This is a genomic window from Treponema sp. TIM-1, from assembly GCF_046533115.1.
Lineage (GTDB): Bacteria > Spirochaetota > Spirochaetia > Treponematales > Breznakiellaceae > JAIRMO01.
The window spans coordinates 1-17,929 of the sequence record NZ_JAJQRC010000054.1 but is presented as its reverse complement, the minus strand read 5'-3'; the positions used below and the strand labels follow the sequence as shown (position 1 = coordinate 17,929).

Sequence of the window (17,929 nt, the reverse complement as noted above, 5' to 3'; positions counted from 1 at the left end):
CGGCATGGGCCGCCTCTATGGCCGCGTTCATCGAAAGCAGATTCGTCTGGCTCGCGATGTTTTCCATCACCGCGTTGATCTCCAAAAGCCCTTCGGACTCCCGGGCTATTTCCTTGATGTCCGTGGCCACCTCCTGCAGCCCGGTCCGGCCTATTTCCGAGGCTTCCGTCAGGTCCCGGACGTTATCGGTATTTTTTACCAGGGTCTTGGTGACGGACTGGATATTGGCCAGCATCTCCTCAATCGCCGAGGAGGACTGGGAGACACTGGTGGTCTGGTTTTCTATGTGGCTGTTGAGTTTATCGATGGTCTCGGTGATCTGCTCCATGGTGGAATGGGTCTCGGTGACCGAGGCGGACTGATTGATCACCTGGCTTTTGATACTCTTGATATTGGCGGTGATCTGATTGACCGCCGAGGCGGTTTCGGTCATGTTCGTGACCAGCTCATTCCCGATATCAAAAAGCGCGGCGGACTGCTGTTTGATGATTATCACCAGGTTTTTGATCTTTTCCAGGGTCTGGTTAAAATACCGGGCCAGGTCGCCGACTTCGTCCTGGGATTTAACCGTGATGGCCTTGGTCAGGTCCCCTTCCCCTTCGGAGATGTCCTTGAGGGTCAGGGCCACATTGACGATGGGTTTGGTGACTCTGGACACCACAATAAAGATGATGATCGCCGACACCAGAATGGTCGAAATGGCCATGATGATGGTGAAGGCCCGCATGACCTGTATGTCATCCAATACGGTGGAGAGGGGTACGGTGGTAAGGATAGTCCAGGGGGTGGAAGCCTCCCCTATGATAAAGGGATAGCTCTGGATGATCCGGTCCTGGTAATTAAAGGAAACAGGCGCCCCGGAACTAAGGGATTCCTCAATGAGTTTTACGCCCTGGGCGCCGAAATTCTGCATTCCCGCTTCCCGAAAATCCTGACCTATCCGTTCGGGTATATGGTGGGCCAAAATAAGGCCGTTATGGGCATAAAGCCCCGCGGTTCCCACGCCAAAAGGCCGGATTTTATCGATAATTTCAGTGGAATAGGAGAGGTTGATGTTAACTCCCACCATGCCCACCACCTTCTGCTCCACGGTTATGGGGGTACCGAGGGAGACGGAAAATATCCGCTTTCCGTCAACTGTCCGGGGTACGGGATCGCTTATCATATCCTTGACCGGCATATCGGCAAGGGTGGCTTTGTAATTATGGTAGGGACGCAGCTCGATCTCGCCCGATTCCCGGGTATACCAGGAAATATAGCCGCCGGTTTCATCGGTCCCCGGAGTATTGGCGAATTGCGCATCCATGCCGTCGATAATTCCGGGCTTCCACACCGTATAGATTCCCACCAGGTGAGGATTGGATTTCAGGACATGAAACATATTCTCGTTGTACCGCAGCCGGCGTTTTTCGATATCGACGCTATCATAACTGCTCATGATTTGAGACAGCAGCTTGGCCATATCCAGGTAATTTTCGTAATGGTTTTGCAGATCCTTGGAGTAAAGCCCGGTCATATTTTCCATATTTTCCCGGGCGGCAATGGTCTGAATGGCCGCGGCCCGGTTTAAAAGCACGATAGATATGATCGCGATAATGGCAGCCATCAAGAGAACGATTACTCCGGTTAGTTTGATTTTAAGTTTCATAGCAGATCTCCCTAATTAAAAGGGTAACGCGCCGGGACGCATCACCGGGAGATAATATTTAAATTACATGGAATTTTTTTTATAAAAACAGGAAAAATAACCACAAACCACTCGAACGCCACGAACAAAAGACAGGAAAAACTACGAAACTCACGAACAATAGTAAGAAATTCACCGCAAAGGCGCCATCCGGCCTGGTACCATGGGCCTTAAAGAGAATCAACCACAAAGGCGAATAAGGCGAAGAAGGAAGGAATTAAGAAAGTTAGGAGTGAGAAAAAGGTGTCGCTTAATGGTGTCTACCTAACGGGGTAAAGTCCATCTCCTCCCTCCTCTCTTAATTCTTCTTCCTTTCTCCCCTTTTTCGCCTTATTCGCCTTCGTGGTGAATTTCTTAATTCATTATGCTACACCCCCTTGTTTTGGGGAATATCCGGCAGGGTGGCAAAGCCCCGTTCCAGATCGGCATCGGTGGGGATGTAGTCCCCCATGGTCTTGGCATTGTAGGACATGTAGGCGGTCATGTCGAAGTACCCGGTTCCGGTCAGGCCAAAGAGGATCGTCTTTTTCTCACCGGTACGCTTACATTCCAGCGCCTCGTCGATGGCGGCCTTGACCGCGTGGGAGGATTCCGGGGCGGGGAGTATGCCCTCGATCTTGGCGAACCGTACCGCCGCGTCGAAAACCTCGGTCTGCACCTCCGAGCGGGCCTCCAGGAAACCGTCGTGGTAAAGCTTGGATAGCACCGAATTCATCCCGTGATACCGGAGGCCCCCCGCGTGGTTCGCCGAGGGGATAAAACCGTTGCCCAAGGTGTACATCTTGAGCAGGGGAGTGGTTTTTCCCGTATCGCCGAAGTCGTAGGCAAATTTTCCCCGGGTAAAGGAAGGGCAGGACGCGGGCTCCACGGCGATAAAACGCACATTGGATTTGCCCGCCAATTTTTCCCCCATAAACGGTGAGATTAAGCCGCCGAGGTTTGAACCGCCCCCGGCGCAGCCGATGATGATGTCCGGCTTAATGCCGTATTTTTCAAAGGCCGCCTTTACTTCCTGGCCGATAATCGACTGGTGCAGCAATACGTGGTTAAGGACACTCCCCAGTACGTAACGGCACTTGTCGGTCTTCATCGCCGCCTCAATCGCCTCGGAGATGGCGCAGCCTAGGGAACCGGTGGTGTTGGGTTCCCGCTCCAGGATCTTGCGTCCCGCCTCGGTGGTATCCGACGGCGAGGGGATCAGGTTCGCCCCATAGGTTTCGATGAGGGCCTTGCGATAGGGCTTCTGTTCGGAACTCACCTTGACCATATACACGGTGAGGTCCAGGCCGTAAAAGGCGCAGGCCATGGCCACGGCGCTGCCCCATTGCCCCGCGCCGGTCTCGGTGGTCAGGGCCTTGAGCCCTTCTTCCTTGGCGAAATAGACCTGGGCCGCGGCGGAATTCAACTTATGGGACCCCGAAGTATTGGTTCCCTCATGTTTATAGTAGATCTCCGCGGGAGTCTCCAGGGCCTTTTCCAAAAAGCGGGCCCGGATCAGGGGCGCCGGCCGGTAGGCCCTATAGAATTCCAAAAGCCCCGGGGGAATAGCTATATACCGGTTTGTGTCATCCAGTTCTTGCTTAACCGGTTCTTTGCAAAATACCGCTTCCAGGTCCGCGGCCGTAGCCGGCTGCAGGGTCCCGGGATGCAAAATTGGTTCCGGTTTTTCCCGCATGTCGGCCCGCAGGTTGTACCAGTATTGAGGCAGCTCATCTTCCGCAAGATACAGCCGGGTCGGGATTTTTGTTGCCATTGTTTTCTCCTAAAGTAACGATTTATATGTTTCTATATAGAGAAACATTATTGGTATCCTAAAAACTTTACGCATTCATGTCAAGGGGGATGAAGAAATTTAACCACAAATCAAGCAAATAAAGGGAGAAAAGATAGGAGTGAAGTCTCGTGGGTATGAAATTTTGGGGTACTGGTTAGCGGATTAACTGATAGGAAGAATAGGATTAACCACGAACGACACGAACATCACGAACTTTTTGTTGGAAATGTCTTCTTGTTCATGATGGCTTGTAGTTAAATTTCATCGCTACCTGGGACCCTTGCGTAACATGAGTGATAATTACGAACGAAAGTATGATTTCAAATGAAATTTTTGTGAGGGTTCGTGTTGGTTTGCGATTTTATCAATGTTTTTGGTTAAATCGAGGTGTCGGTACTCTGATTTCGTTAAATAACCTGGCATAATCAATGAGTTTTAAGCGAAAATTTCCATGATTTATGAATGAAAGTGTGATTTCAAATGAAATGTTCGTGAGGGTTCGTGTTTGTTCGTGATTTTATCAGTATTCTCGGTTAAATCAAAGTGTTGATACCCTGAATTGGTTAAATAACCTGGCATAATCAGTGGGGTTTAATCGAAGATCGCCAATATTTATGAATGAAGGTATGATTTCAAATGAAATGTTCGTGAGGTTTGGCCGGGTAGAACCGGGCAGTTACCCACCCGGAGCCCCCACAGACCCGGACGTGCCCAATTAAGGCATCCGGTTCCTCGAGAAAAAGGTTCGCTTAGCAATACGAGTGTACAATCCTTGGAGCCGGTAACGGAAAGTTTCTCAGGTATTCGCCGAACTGCGCCCACGTCAGATTTCTCTTTGATGACCGCCGGACCAGCCACTGATACCATACCCGGCATACCCTCATACTGAATTCCGCTATGCGGTCAAAATTGAGCGATATTCCGTAATAGGCATAGTGTCCCTGGAGTTTCCGCGACAGCTCCTTGTGCTGTTCTTGTTTGCTTAGTTGCCGGTGTTCCCGGCACCAGGCTGCTATCGCGTTCAAACTCCGGGCAAACCGTTTCCGGTCTGTTTTCCTGCCGACCATCCAGCGCCCCTTCCGCGACTTCGTCCAATAATGGATGATTGCGGCTGTCTCCTTCCGGTTTCCTGAAGTCTACCAGACGGGTCTTTTCCGGGTGTATCGTCAATCCGTATTTCGCAAATCGAAGCGCCAGTACCTTCATAATCCGGTCGGCGTCCTCTTCCCGCTCACACCCGATGATTGCGTCGTCCGCATACCGCGCCATGAAGGATTTCCCTTTCAAAAGCGGTTGCACGGTTTCCACAAACCATCCGTCCAGTACCTCATGGAGGTAGATGTTGCTCAGCAATGGTGAAATCACTCCTCCCTGGGGGGTTCCGGCCTTTTGATACCGTACCGTTCCCTCCTCCATGACCCCGGCGTTCAGCCATTTCCCGATTATCCGCAGAAACTTCGTTTCTGATGTATCACTCCATCACTAACCCGCCGTCCCAGGATTTCCCGCAGTTGTTCATGAGGTATCGTGTCAAAATACTTGCTGATATCCATGTCGATGATGCATCCTCCGTTGATGTTCATGGTCTCCTTCCAGATGTGGCTGAGGGCTTGGTGGGCCGATTTCCCCGGCCTGAACCCATACGATAAGTCGTAAAACTCCCCCTCGTATATCGGCTCCAGTACCATGTGTACCGCCCGCTGGAGTATTTTGTCCTCGAAGGTTGGTATCCCTATGGGCCGCTTTTCGCTGCTGCTTCCGGCTTTCGGGATATATACCCGCCTTACCGCCGGCGCCCGATAGTTCCCGCTTTTTAAGCGGTCTACCAGACTTTGCAGCTGCTCCCCCAGATGTTCCGCATATGCTTCGGCTTCTACTCCGTCAATCCCTACCGCCCCGTCCTTCCGGGTCAGCTCGTATGCACAGTACATCCACTCTACGTCGATATAGTGCGCGATACTCAATACGCTCTTCCCCTTGGTTCTCCGGGCCGTCTCCGCTATTTGTCGTTGTTTCGTTGACACCCTTTCCCAGTACATCGATGTGTCCATAGTGTTTCCTCCCGACAATTCTTTTTCCCGGTACAGCCCTTCCCTCCCCGCTTAGGTCAGGGTCCCTCGGTTTCGGTTCCCCCGTTTCATGGGTACTATGGCTGTACTACGACTTCTCACCGGTCTTCCCCGCTCACTTCGTCTTCCTTCGTTCATGGGTACTGGACAGTTCCTCCTCCTGTTCGTGTCGCCTCATCCTCCCTGATTCGGCCTCTTTTCCCCTCGGAGATGGAAAAAGCCTGGACCACTTGTACCCCGCCTACCCTCTGGCGGCTCTTATACCCTCCAGAACCGGTGAGACCTCTCACGTTCCCGTATGACCTTCCGTACCTTTGCCCCGCTCTCCGACCCCGACCGAGGTGTCAGGCCAGCGATGGGCGCTCTGCCCGTTCCTGCCTTCCACTGTTGCTCCCGCTACCACAAAAGCGAAAGCCTCCGGTAATAGCCACATTTCGGGGCTCTATCACGCGGCCTTGATACTCGCTGTCTACGCTTCACAAACCTTGTCGCCAAGGCCCATGCAAGACTCGCTTCCGGTGGTTCGCTACGCCTTTCCGGATGAGGTGCATAGGTTCCCCTATGGCCCTCATAAGGTCATGCTGAAAGGTTTCTCCTATATCCTCCTCTCACGAGCTTTCGTGACGCAATGTGGTTCGTGGTTATTTTTTTGGTTGCAGTGGGGGGGCCACGCCGCGCTGCCTTTGTTGGATCGACCCGCTACGCGGGCGTTATCGGGGGCCCCGCGGCCAATCTAAAGATTGGCCGCCCTTTATCGGGGACAGCGGCCGTAGCTGGAGGCCACGCCGCGCTGCCTGGTCAAATTAACCCGCTACGCGTGCCTTATCGGGGGCCCCGCGGCCAATCTAAAGAGTGGCCGCCCTTTGTCGGGGACAGCGGCCATAGCTGGGGGCCACGCCGCGCTGCCTGGTCAAATCAACCCGCTGACGCGTGCGTTATCGGGCGGCCCCGCGGCCAATCTAAAGATTGGCCGCCCTTTGTTGGGGACAGCGGCCGTAGCAGGGGGCCACGCCGCGCTGCCTTTATTGGATCGACCCGCTACGCGGGCCTTATCGGGCGGCCCCGCGGCCAATCTAAAGATTGGCCGCCCTTTATTGGGGACAGCGGCCGTAGCAGGGGGCCACGCCGCGCTGCCTGGTCAAATTAACCCGCTACGCGTGCTCTATCTGGCGTACTCGATAACTCTGGTTTCCCGGATGATGGTTACCTTGATCCTCCCGGGGTAGCGGAGGTCGTTTTCTATCTTTTTTGCTATCTGCTTGGCGAGATCCCTGGATTGTTCGTCGTTGACCGCTTCGTTGTTGACAATAATCCGCAGTTCCCGGCCCGCCTGAATGGCAAAGGCTTTTTCCACCCCGGTAAAACCCTCGGCAATGCTTTCCAGGTTTTCCAGCCGCTTGATGTAGTTGTCCAGGGTCTCCCGCCGGGCTCCGGGCCGGGCCGCGGAGATAGCATCGGCGATCTGGACCAATACCGACTCAATGCAGGAGGGCTCCATATCGTTGTGGTGGCTCCCGATGGCATTGATAATCCGGGGGTCCTCCCCCATCTTCCGGGCCATGTCCATGCCAATTTCCGCATGGTTCAAGTCCGAATCGGATTCCACCCCCTTGCCGATATCGTGAAATAGGGCGCCCCGTTTTGCCAGCTCCCGGTTAGCGCCAATCTCGGCGGCCAAAACCCCCGCGATGATCGCCACTTCTTTGGAGTGATAGAGGACATTTTGCCCATAACTGCTGCGGAAATAGAGCCGCCCCAGGGCGCGGATCGCATCTTGGGTGATATTGTGAATCCCCAGATCGAAAAGAACCTTCTCCCCTTCCTCAAAGATTTTCTGGGAGATGTCCTTGGTCACCTTGGTAACAATTTCTTCGATCCTGGCCGGATGGATCCGTCCGTCCACAATGAGCCGTTCCAGGGCCACCTTGGCGATTTCCCGGCGTACCGGGTCAAAACAGGAAATGACCACCGCTTCGGGGGTGTCATCGATAATAATGTCCACCCCGGTGAGGGTTTCCAGGGTACGGATATTCCGGCCCTCCCGGCCTATGATCCGGCCCTTCATCTCGTCGTTGGGCAGGGTAACGGTGGCTACCGTCACTTCCCCGGTAACTTCCGTTGCCAGGCGCTGAATGGTGGCGACCAAAATATCCCGGGCCTTTTTCTCCCCCGCCAGGTTGGCTTCCTGTTCAATCTTGTTGATCAGTGCCTGGGCATCGTGTTTCGCCTCATTTTCCAAATCCTGAATAATGAGCGCTTTCGCCTCATCGGCGGTTAATCCGGAGATACGTTCCAGCTCTGAACGGTACCGTTCCTCCTCCAGGCTTATCGCCTGTTCCCTGTTTTGTAAGTTCTTCTCTTTATCAACAAGAACTTGTTCAATCTTCTCTATCTGACTGGTCTTTTTTTCTATAACTTCTTCTTTCTGTACAACGCGGCGTTCATACCGCTGCAACTCAGCCCTGCGTTCCCGAGTTTCCCTCTCCTGCTGGTTTTTTTCGCGAATAACTTGTTCTTTTGCTTCAAGAAGTATCTCCTTCTTCTTAGCTTCAGCTTCTTTTATCGCATCCTGTTTAATACGTTCGGCGCGTTGTTCCGACGCCGTAAGTTGGAATCTAGCATACAGCCATCTAATGGTCCAGCCTAAGGTTAACCCGGCAAGAGGGAGGATAATCCACAGTATCCAATCCATCACTCCACCCCTTACCGTTGTTTAATATATGAGCGGGTTCCAAAACCGTGGCTTTCCGGACCATCGGGCATTGGAACTGCCTCATCTAGTACATAATATCTATCTAGGATACCGTAAAAGAGGATTGATTGTCAAGCCGGAATTTAAAATACCGACAATTTCCGGTTTCATCAATGGACCGGAAAAACCACGAACCTCACAAACCACACGAATAAAGAACAGAATTCAGGTTAAATTCCAGGATATCGAAGCAAACGTTCGTGGTGTTCGTGTGGTTCGTGGTCAATTATTCCCCCCTGGGGTCTACGAGCTACGGCCCGTGGGCACCAGGGCGCAGGGAAAACCCTTCAGGCCGTAAGCGGTCGGCTCCGGGGGAAGCCGATCGGATGCTCCGTCGCCAGATACCTATACGGTAGAGACATGTTGGTACGAAGGCGTGGAATTCGGAGGCTTATTGCCGGAATTGGGCTGCTTTTGGGCGGGCTTAACTGCCGGCTTGGGTGCAGCCTTGGATGCCGGTTTGGACGCGGCCTTGCGGGCGGTAGATTTTTTCAAGATCTCCTTAATTTCCGCTGCGGTAGCATTGGTATGGATCTTGTTGCCGTTCACTTCCATCCAGGTCCTGACTGCGGAAACCAATTCCGTGTTCAGTCCCTTTTTCGCCCGTTCCGCATCCGCCGGGGCCAGATACTCCTGGGTACAGGAAAAAACCTGCTGACCCTTCAGCAATTCGGCCTTTTCAGGAACCATGGCATCAAAATCTTTTTCCATCAGCTTGGTTTTGATGACCCGCTTTTTGTGGCTGTCCAGCTCAACCTTGAAATAATACGCCTTGTTTTTCGCCTTCTCTTCGTTGGTCAGTCGATCCGTTTTCTTGGCCTTAGCCAATTCCGCGGCTATTTCCGCTTTGATACTAATTTCTTTTCCGCATTTCGGACACTTCATACTACCCTCCACAGGTTAATGTCTACTTAAAAGGTACTATTATAAAGAAAGAAAGGAAAGAAAATTGAGCCAAATTTAGAACCGGCCATTCTCAGTTTCAACAAAGGACAGGAAAGGACAGGAAAAACCACGAACCACACGAACCACACGAACAAAGGCGAAGAAGGAAGTCGAAAACAGGGAAAAATGAAGTATTTGCGCCTTACGCTCATTTAATTGACTGCACAGCGGTCTACTTCGCGGTTAATTTAAGCTGAGAATTTAACCACGAACTACACAAACCACACGAACAAAGGAAATTCCAGGAATAACGGCCAACATTCACTTTTCATTCCTCCCGCTCTCTCTTAATTCTTCCTTCCTTCTTCTCCTTTAATTGACCGCAGAGCGGTCTACTTTGCGCCTTTGTGGTCGAATTCTCTTCTTTTTATTCACAAACAAAGGTCAGAATTCAGGTTAAATTCCAAGATATCGAAGCAAGAGTTCGTGGTTAATTATTCCCCCTGTTTGTGGTTATTTATTAGTGCTGAACGCCGTTACATCCTGAATTCGGAGCCCAGATATACTTCCCGCACCATTTCGTCCGCCAGGATCACATCCCGGTCTCCCCGGGCAACAATGGTACCTTCGTTGATGATAAAGGCTTCGGTGGTTATTTCCAGGGTGTCCCGGACATTGTGATCGGTGATGAGGATGCCGATACCCTTTTCCGCCAGGCGGCGGATGATCTGCTTTATTTCAAATACCGCAATAGGGTCTATACCGGCAAAGGGTTCATCCAAGAGAAGGAATTTAGGCTCCGTGGCCAAGGCCCGGGCGATTTCGGTCCGCCGCCGTTCCCCGCCGGAAAGGGTATAGCCCAGCTGAGCCCGTATCCGGGTTATGCCGAACTCCTCCAGCAAGGCTTCCAGGCGCTTTTTTTTCTCTTTGGTATTCAGGTCCCGGCGGCTTTCCAGGATAGCCCAGATATTTTGTTCCACCGAAAGTTTGCGAAAAATGGAAGCTTCCTGGGGCAGGTAAGCGATACCCTGCCGCGCCCGACGGAACATGGGTTTTTTGGTGATATTTACCTCATCCAGGGAAACATATCCCGTGGTAGGCTTATAGAAGCCGACAATCATGTAGAAAATAGTGGTTTTCCCCGCGCCATTGGGGCCCAGAAGTCCCGCTACTTCGCCGTTATGCATGGAAAAATTGACGCCCCTGACAACTTCCTTGCGGCCGAACCGTTTGTGGAGGTTGGTGACCTTCAATACATGCAAATCCTTCGAGGCGATAATATCCTGACCACGCTCCGCGTCACTGCCCTCATCACTTATCTGGCCGGCTGAAACGGACGGCGCCACGGTATCGAGGGTATCCCGCAGCTGCAAATCGCCATCAGATTGCTCAGCCTGATCCGAAACAGCACCTTCCATATCGGCTGGGATCGCGGTCCAAGACTCCTCCGGCCAGACCTCGGTCGCTTTGGCCTGTTCCTCCTGCTCAGTCAGTATAACCGCCTCAGGCTGAACCTCCGGCTGAGCCGCCGCTGGCCGTGTCACCGTTTCTGGCGATGCAACCGTCCCCGGCCGCGCCGTCGTACCAGGCTGGGCTACCGTTCTTGGCTGTTGTACAACCACCCCTGGCCGCACCGCCATACCAGGCTGGACCACCGTTTTTGGCGAGACAGTCGTCTCCGGCCGCACTACCGTACTAGGCTGGACCGCCGTTTTAGGCGGTGCAACTGTCCCCGGCCGCATCGTCGTACCGGGCGGGACCGCCGCTTTGGACTGTACAGCCGTCCCTGGCCGCGCTACCGTACTGGGCTGAGTTACCGTTCTTGGCTGTGCAACCGCTCCCGGCCGTGCTGTCATACTGGGTTGAGCCGCCGTTTTAGGCGGTGCAACCGCCCCTGGCCGCGCCGTTGTACTAGGTTGAGTCACCGTTGTTGGCAGAATAACCACCCCAAGCTTGCCGAGTAGGGCCGCCGTTTTAGGCAGAACTGCCGCTCTTGGCTGTGCAACTGTCCCCAGCCGCACTGCCGTACCGGGCTGGGCTGCCGTTTTTGGCTGGACAGTCGCTCTTGGTTGGGCAACCGCCTCTGGTCGCGCCACCGTACTGGGTTGGGTTGCCGTTCTTGGTGGTGCTACCGCCCCTGGCTGCGCCGCCGTACCAGGCTGGGGCGCCGTTTTTGGTTGAACGGTCGTTCTTGGCGGTGCCACCGCCCCCGGCCGCGCCGTCGTACTGGGCTGGGCTGCCGTTTTAGGCAGAACTGCCGCTCTTGGCGGTACAACCGTCCCTGGCCGCGCCACCGTACTGGGTTGAACTGCCGCTCTTGGCGGTACAACCGCTCCCGGCCGCGCCGTCGTACTAGGCTGTACCGCCGTTTTTGGCTGTACGGTCGTTCTTGGCGGTGCAACCGTCCCTGGCCGCGCCACCGTACTAGGCTGGGCTGCCGCTTTGGGCTGGACCGCCGCTCTTGGTGGTGCAACCGCCCCCGGCCGCGCCGCCATACTGGGTTGAGCCGCCGCTTTTGGCTGTACGGTCGTTCTTGGCTGGGTAACCGTTCCTGACCGTGCTACTGTACTGGGTTGGGCCGCCGTTTTAGGCAGAACTGCCGCTCTTGGTTGTACAACCGCTCCCGGCTGTGCTGTCGTACTAGGCTGGGTTGCCGTTCTTGGCGGTACAACCACCCCCGGCCGCACCGCCGTACCGGGCTGGGCTGCCGCTTTGGGCTGGACGGTCGCTCTTGGTGGTGCAACCGCCCCCGGCCGCGCCACCGTATGAGGCTGGGCCGCCGTTTTTGGCGGTGCAACCACCCCTGGCCGCACCACCGTACTAGGCTGGGTTGCCGCTTTGGGCTGGACCGCCGCTCTTGGTGGTGCAACCGCCCCCGGCCGCACCGCCGTACCGGGCTGGGTCGCCGCTTTGGGCTGAACTGCCGCTCTTGGCTGTGCAACCACCCCCGGCCGCGCCACCGTACTAGGCTGAGCCGCCGTTTTTGGCGGTGCAACCGCCCCCGACCGCGCCACCGTATGAGGCTGGGCCGCTACCGGCTGAGTTACTGCTTTGGGCTGAACTGTCGCTCTGGGTTGTGCAACCGCCCCCGGCCGCGCCGCCATACTAGGCTGAGCCGCCGTTTTTGGCTGTGCAGTCGTCCCCGGCCGCGCCACCGTATGAGGCTGGGCCGCTGCCGGCTGAGTTACCGCTTTGGGCTGGATTGTCGTTCTTGGCGGTGCCACCGCCCCCGGCCGCGCCGCCGTACCGGGCTGGACGGTCGCTCTTGGCTGGGCAGCCGCTTCGGGCCGGGCCGGGGCGCCGCTGCCTTTTGAGGAACCTTGGTCGTTCCTCATGGAGTCGTCGCTCACGCGGCTATCCCTTTATGGAACCTGAAACAGAACCTTCCATGGTTACGTCATCGGTATCCAGATCCACCCGGATCTTATCGGCCCTGAATTCGTCGCTATCTTTATATACTACCGGAAACCCGGAAAGATCCAGGAGTTTTTCCTCCCGCCGGTATATCGCGTATTCCGAACGGCATACCATGGTATCCTTAAAGAGCCGTACCGATATTTGAAAAACCGTCAATTCCGCCTGATCGTCATATTCTATAAAACGGCCCTTGGCAACAATTTCATTTTTTCGGTCCTCCAGGGTAGAATCCCCTTCCAATCGGGCTATTTTGAGGTTCCGGTCATAGCGTAACCGCTCGGTAATAAAAAGAATATCCTTTTCCTCATCCCTGCCCTGAACATTGCCAAAACATTCTATATATTGATTATTATCCCCCTGGAGTTCGATCCGGTCCGCGGTGAGGAGGAGATTATCGGACTGAACCTCCGCGTTTCCCGAAAGCACCGTGACTTCCTTTCCTGATGCCCGGCCTCCGCTCATGTGATTCGCCTTAAAAGTAAAGGTATCGGCTCGGGCGGAAAGGGTTAAAACGCCACCCAGGGCAAGAAGAAAGAGCATTTTCATGAAGCGCCGCGGAACAAACGTATCTCCGTGGAATAGGAAATTACCGGTATTGGCCAAAACCATCCCCCTCAGGAATTTTTTACTCATCATATAGTCCCTCCGGAAGAATACTGCGAAACCCAATCTCCTCTCCGTCTTTTTCATCATCGTGGATATAAAGCCCTTCAACGCCCCCGGAAAAAGTCCAGGTTCTGTACCGCAGATCCGCGGAAAAGCCCTTGCCGGTAAAACTCGTCCCATCGGACCGGTATATATCCACCGCCACATCCTCTTGACCGGACAGGGAACGCTCCCGGTCCTTCCATTCAATAGCATCGGTCTCTATGACAATATCTTCGGAATCCACCGATATCGTTACTTTTCCACCCAACCGGATGTCCCCTGAATTTAGATCCATCGACGCGGTGCCCGCGCTGCCTATGGCGTTGACCTTTTCTCCGTGCTCCTCAAACTGTTCAAAGGAAAAGGTGTCCAACTCCATGGTTTGCCGTTTATCATACCGTTCCACCTGTTTGGCCTTAACCCGTACAATGGGGTCCCCGTTCCGTACCCGGACATATTCGGTGTCTTTCATCAGCAGATCCGGGGAATCCTCCTCCATAGTTATCATTCCATAATCAAAGCTGCAACTCAATAGTAACAGAAAAAGCCCCAATAATACTACTGGCCGGAGCGATCTCAAGCGGAATCCGGAAGATAAACAATGACTCATACGCCTTACCTTAGAGACTGCTTTCTGTCCCGGGCCGCGGCGACAAAGTCCCTGAACAGGGGGCTTGCGGCGGTGGGCTTGGATTTAAATTCCGGGTGGAACTGAACTCCCACCCCCCAGGGATGTTCCGGCCATTCGGTACACTCCACCAAACTTCCGTCAGGGGTAAAGGCGGTAAGCAAAAGCCCCGATTCGGTCATTTCCTTGCGGTATTTGTTTGAAAATTCATAACGGTGCCGATGCCGTTCAAAGATATTTTTTTCTCCGTAAGCCGTCAGGATCCGGCTGCCCCCCTGGACCACGGATTCGCTTTTCCCCAGCCGCATGGTACCTCCGTAATTTTTTACATCCACCTGTTCTTCCAAAAGGCTGATAACGGGATGTTTGGTATCCTGGTTGAATTCGGTGGAATCCGCATCCTCCCAGCCCAATACGTTCCGTCCCCAGTCGATAACCATGATCTGCATCCCCAGACAGATGCCGAAATAGGGGATCTTGTTTTCCCGGGCCCAGGCCGCGGCCTTGACCATACCGTTGATCCCCCGCTGACCAAACCCGCCGGGTACCAGGATACCGTCTATTTCAGCATCCTCCCCGGTTGTTCCCAGGATATTTTCCGGGGGATCCGACCCTTCCAGCCGGGAGGAATCGATCTTAACCAGTTCCACCTCTACCCCGCCGGCCAATCCCGCATGGAACAGCGCCTCGTAGACGGATTTATACGAGTCATGGAGGTCCATATATTTACCCACAATGCCAATCCGGACCTTCCCGTTCCGGCTCTTAAACCGCTCCATCATGGAATACCAGGGGGAAAGATTGGCATGCCGGCTCTCAACCCCCAGTTTTTTAAGCACCACCTGGTCGAGCTTTTGCTCAAAGAAGATCAGGGGTATTTCATAAATAGTCGTATCGACATCGTAAGACGTAAACACCGCATCGGGATCCATGTTGGTAAAAAGGGCGATTTTCCGGCGGGTTGGCTCGTCCAACATCACCGGCGCCCGGCAGATAAGGATGTCCGGCTGAATTCCCTGTTCCTGCATGGCCTTTACCGAGTGCTGGGTGGGTTTAGTCTTGAGTTCCCCTCCGGCAACCTCGGGGATGAGGGTAAGATGGACCGAAATGGCATTGGCTTTGCCCGATTCATGAATAAGCTGCCGGGCGGCCTCCAGAAAAGGGATGGACTCGATGTCCCCCACGGTACCGCCGATTTCCACGATCACCACATCGGTATCCGCGTCTTCCCGGAACACCGCCTGGATCCGGCTTTTTATCTCGTCGGTAATATGGGGAATCACCTGGACGCAGCGGCCCAAATACCGGCCTTCCCGTTCCTTGCGGATCACCGAATCGTAAACCTGACCGGTGGTAATCGAATTACTCCGGGAGAGGGATCCGGAGGTAAACCGGGCATAATTCCCCAGATCCAAGTCGGTTTCGGCCCCGTCATCGGTAACATACACCTCTCCGTGCTGGTAGGGGCTCATGGTGCCGGCATCCACATTGATGTAGGGATCGCATTTAACCATACGGACATTAAGTCCCCGGCCTTCGAGTAACGCCCCCAAGGATGAAGCCGCCACCCCTTTACCAAGGCTGGAACATACACCCCCTGAGACAAAAATAAACTTATTCATGTAAAATCATCATCCCGGACCTCAGTCCATTCGTTAACACTCCCCAAAACAAGGGGAGATCCAGGTTTTCCCAAAACACGGCGGGCTTTGGGAAAGGGTTATCCCTAAAAACATAGGGGTTTCCCCAGGTTCTTTTATTTATTATCGGCTAATTTTTGAGAATATAGATTGACAGCGATTAATCCACTCCTTACTATAGTAGTATGGCTGATGATGTGTTTTTTACTGATGCCGATTTTGAGATGTACCGGAAGCTCATTTATAATGAGAGCGGTATCCATTTTACGGCAACCAACCGTTCTATTCTGGAAAGCAGGCTGAAAGAACGCCTTCGGGAGAAGGGAATTTCCTCGGTTCGGATTTATTTTGATACCATTACCAAGGATAAGGAAGAGCTTAAGAATTTCCTGGATTCAATTACGACGAATTTAACCCGATTTTTCCGTAATCAAGCCCATTTTGACGCGCTGGAACACCATGTGGTGCCGGAATTACTTAAAATAAAGAAAGCGAGCGGTAATTTTAGTATAAAAGTTTGGAGCGCCGGTTGTTCTACCGGGGAAGAGCCCTATACCATCGCTATGCTGCTGAATGAGATCCTCCCTCCCCCCTGGAAATTCGAAATTGTTGCCAGTGACATCAGCTTAAAATGTCTTATGACCGGGAAGGAAGGTTTTTACTCGGACACCCGGGTGACGGGGATCCCCGATGCGTACCTCAAAAAATATTTTGACAAGGTTGAGAGCGGCTATAAGATCCATGCGGATATGATGTCGAAAATACGGTTTGACTATCATAATTTAAAGAATGATTCGGGCTTACGGAATTTGGACATTGTTTTTTGCCGGAATGTGTTGATCTACTTTGACGAGGCGGCCCAAACCGCGGTGGTAAACCGGTTTTGGGACTCCATGGCGGCCAAATCCTTTCTGTTTATCGGTCATTCGGAATCCCTTTTTGGGATGGCCACTAAATTTGAGTTTGTAAAAACCCAATGGGCGACCCTTTATAGGAAATTTGTCTAATATGAGGTGGTTCCGGAATCCATGCCATTTTGAACCGGCCTGTTTTAAGAATCCCAGCTAATCGTAAGGAGTATATCTGTGGCTGACGAAGTTTCTGTATTAGTTGTTGATGATTCCGCGTTGATGCGTAATCTGATATCCAAGATGGTAGAGGCGACCCCGGGGCTGAAGGTGGCGGAACGGGCCATGAATGGGGTGTTTGCGCTGCAGAAGATACCCCGGGTTAATCCGGACGTTATTGTCCTGGACCTGGAGATGCCCGAAATGAACGGTATCGAATTCCTCAAGGAGCGTAAAAAGCGGGGAATTACCATCCCGGTGATTATTCTTTCCTCCATTGCCCGCCGGGGTGCCGAAATAACCATGGAAGCCCTTGCCCTGGGGGCAAGTGATTTTATTCAAAAGCCCTCTGGTTCGATATCGGAGGATATTCATACGGTCAAAGACACCCTGGTGGGTATGCTTTTGGGGTACGGCGGGCAGTATCGCCGGACCCAGGGCAAAAAAACTCCTGCCCCGGAGCCGGTCAAAAAGACCGAGGCCCCCCCGGCCCTTACGGAAGCCCATAAGATCGCCTCCGCCCTGGGAACCATGCTGCCGCAGGTCCCGGCTAAACCCCCGACTCCCATCAGAAAACCCGGAAATACCGAGGTTATCGCCATTGGTATTTCCACCGGCGGACCCGATGCGTTACGGGTGGTGTTCTCCAAGCTGGATGCGGATTTAAAACAACCGATCCTGGTGGTGCAGCACATGCCCGCGGGGTTTACCACGGAATTTGCCAAAAGCCTGGACCGGATATGCCCCCTGGATGTTAAAGAAGCGGAGGAAGGGGACCTGATCCAACCGGGCCGGATTCTCATCGCCCCGGGGAATAAACACCTGGAGGTGGAGCGGAAATCCACCAATTTCTTTGTCCGCCTTTCCGATGATCCCCTGGTCAGCGGACACCGGCCCTCGGCGGATGTGCTTTTTGCGTCCGTGGCCATGACCTATACCAACCACGCCCTGGGGGTGATCATGACCGGCATGGGCCGGGACGGCGCCCAGCAGTTGGGTACCATCTATAAAGAGGGGGGCATCACCCTGGGCCAGGACGAGACCAGCGCCGTGGTTTACGGAATGCCCCGGGTGGCCTTTGAGCTGGGGCATGTGATGGAACAGGTATCCCTGGAAAAAATGGCCAGCCGTATCTGCGCCATAGCCAAAACCCCCCGATAGGGGCAGTTTTCAGGCTAACCACGAACCGGGGAAGATAATTAACCACGAACCACTCGAACACCACGAACGAAGAAGAAATAGGAAGAAATAACCACAAAGGCGCATAAGGCGAAGAAGAATTAAGAGAGGAGAGAGGAGTTAAAAGTGAGGAATTGAGGCCAACCTTCATTCCTCACTCCTAATTCCTCTCTTTCTTCATTC

General features: G+C 53.6%; 12 protein-coding genes. 2 read left to right on the top strand and 10 right to left on the bottom strand.

Translation table 11 applies throughout. The features are described 5' to 3' along the window. From LQZ21_RS13650 to pyrG, 10 genes are all read right to left on the bottom strand, one after another. The coding region (locus LQZ21_RS13650; protein ID WP_411045074.1) for a methyl-accepting chemotaxis protein at nucleotides 1-1,648 on the bottom strand (1,648 nt) is incomplete at its 3' end. A gap of 406 nt (nucleotides 1,649-2,054) precedes the next feature. Beyond that, nucleotides 2,055-3,440 (bottom strand): TrpB-like pyridoxal phosphate-dependent enzyme, encoded by a 1,386-nt coding sequence (locus LQZ21_RS13645; RefSeq protein WP_411045073.1) that lies wholly within the window; start codon nucleotides 3,438-3,440, stop codon nucleotides 2,055-2,057. A gap of 924 nt (nucleotides 3,441-4,364) precedes the next feature. Then, complete coding sequence (locus tag LQZ21_RS13640) at nucleotides 4,365-4,877, bottom strand: reverse transcriptase domain-containing protein (RefSeq protein WP_411045072.1); 513 nt, start codon at nucleotides 4,875-4,877, stop codon at nucleotides 4,365-4,367. Between the two features lie 26 nt (nucleotides 4,878-4,903). Continuing rightward, complete coding sequence (locus tag LQZ21_RS13635) at nucleotides 4,904-5,512, bottom strand: reverse transcriptase domain-containing protein (RefSeq protein ID WP_411045071.1); 609 nt, start codon at nucleotides 5,510-5,512, stop codon at nucleotides 4,904-4,906. 1,180 nt (nucleotides 5,513-6,692) lie between these two features. After that, nucleotides 6,693-8,222 (bottom strand): ribonuclease Y, encoded by a 1,530-nt coding sequence (rny, locus tag LQZ21_RS13630; protein ID WP_411045070.1) that lies wholly within the window; start codon nucleotides 8,220-8,222, stop codon nucleotides 6,693-6,695. 405 nt (nucleotides 8,223-8,627) lie between these two features. Then, nucleotides 8,628-9,167 (bottom strand): hypothetical protein, encoded by a 540-nt coding sequence (locus tag LQZ21_RS13625; RefSeq protein WP_411045069.1) that lies wholly within the window; start codon nucleotides 9,165-9,167, stop codon nucleotides 8,628-8,630. A gap of 536 nt (nucleotides 9,168-9,703) precedes the next feature. Continuing rightward, nucleotides 9,704-10,444: an LPS export ABC transporter ATP-binding protein gene (lptB, locus tag LQZ21_RS13620; RefSeq protein WP_411045076.1), complete on the bottom strand. Its 741-nt coding sequence runs from the start codon at nucleotides 10,442-10,444 to the stop codon at nucleotides 9,704-9,706. A gap of 2,077 nt (nucleotides 10,445-12,521) precedes the next feature. Then, nucleotides 12,522-13,220 carry an LptA/OstA family protein gene (locus LQZ21_RS13615; RefSeq protein WP_411045068.1) on the bottom strand — a complete coding sequence of 233 codons (699 nt, stop codon included), beginning with the start codon at nucleotides 13,218-13,220 and terminating at the stop codon, nucleotides 12,522-12,524. Beyond that, nucleotides 13,210-13,842 (bottom strand): LPS export ABC transporter periplasmic protein LptC, encoded by a 633-nt coding sequence (gene lptC, locus LQZ21_RS13610; RefSeq protein WP_411045067.1) that lies wholly within the window; start codon nucleotides 13,840-13,842, stop codon nucleotides 13,210-13,212. The genes LQZ21_RS13615 and lptC overlap by 11 nt, the downstream gene beginning before the upstream one ends. 5 nt (nucleotides 13,843-13,847) lie before the next feature. Beyond that, nucleotides 13,848-15,482, bottom strand: coding sequence for a CTP synthase (gene pyrG, locus LQZ21_RS13605; protein ID WP_411045066.1), 1,635 nt, complete (start codon nucleotides 15,480-15,482; stop codon nucleotides 13,848-13,850). A 203-nt stretch (nucleotides 15,483-15,685) separates the two neighbouring features. On the opposite strand from pyrG, the gene LQZ21_RS13600 reads away from it, so the two are divergent. Both LQZ21_RS13600 and LQZ21_RS13595 read left to right on the top strand, forming a co-directional pair. Then, nucleotides 15,686-16,507 (top strand): CheR family methyltransferase, encoded by an 822-nt coding sequence (locus LQZ21_RS13600; protein ID WP_411045065.1) that lies wholly within the window; start codon nucleotides 15,686-15,688, stop codon nucleotides 16,505-16,507. A gap of 123 nt (nucleotides 16,508-16,630) precedes the next feature. Next, nucleotides 16,631-17,728 (top strand): protein-glutamate methylesterase/protein-glutamine glutaminase, encoded by a 1,098-nt coding sequence (locus tag LQZ21_RS13595; RefSeq protein WP_411045075.1) that lies wholly within the window; start codon nucleotides 16,631-16,633, stop codon nucleotides 17,726-17,728. Nucleotides 17,729-17,929: the final 201 nt, after the last annotated feature.